Genomic DNA, 511 nt, shown 5'->3' with positions numbered 1-511 from the left:
CTCACTCTATCCAATTCTTTTCTTGACTGATCTTTAACGCAGTAGTTGTGACTTTATTTCTCAGCATTTCCAACGAGATTGATTTCGTTTCTGACAGATAATCATCTCTCTCGAATCTCATTACATAGTACCAATAATTGTCGCAAGGTAAAAGTTTATATGCATGTTTCACCTACTAGAGACTACATTCCCAATTGCCAAGGTGGCGGAGCGGCTACGCAATCGCCTGCAGAGCGATACCATTCCGGTTCGAATCCGGACCTTGGCTTCATTTATTTACAAGAGTAAGGTCCGACTTAAAATCCTGACCTCTTGAGTAAAGCTCAAAGGTCGCGCGCTCCAGAAGCGCTGATCTGGATTTGGACCTTGGCTTCATTCATTAATAAGAGTATGGCGGCCACAGTGGCAGGGCAACTCCTGTTCCCATCCGAACACAGAAGATAAGTCTGCCCACGTTGCTTACTGTACTGAAGTACGAGAGTCTTCGGGAAATCTGCATCGCTGCTATGCT

Annotated in this window: 1 tRNA gene and 1 rRNA gene; both read left to right on the top strand. The window is 45.0% G+C overall.

What is annotated here, in order from left to right:
- Positions 1 to 196 precede the first annotated feature (196 nt).
- Positions 197 to 268, top strand: a tRNA-Cys gene (locus KDK67_RS14215).
- 121 nt (positions 269 to 389) lie between these two features.
- Positions 390 to 510 (top strand): 5S ribosomal RNA (gene rrf / locus KDK67_RS14210).
- Position 511: the final 1 nt, after the last annotated feature.

It is taken from the genome of Methanococcoides seepicolus, assembly GCF_023684405.1.
Classification (GTDB): Archaea; Halobacteriota; Methanosarcinia; order Methanosarcinales; family Methanosarcinaceae; genus Methanococcoides; species Methanococcoides seepicolus.
Note: the sequence above shows the minus strand (reverse complement) of the source record. Positions and strands in the feature narration are given on the sequence as shown.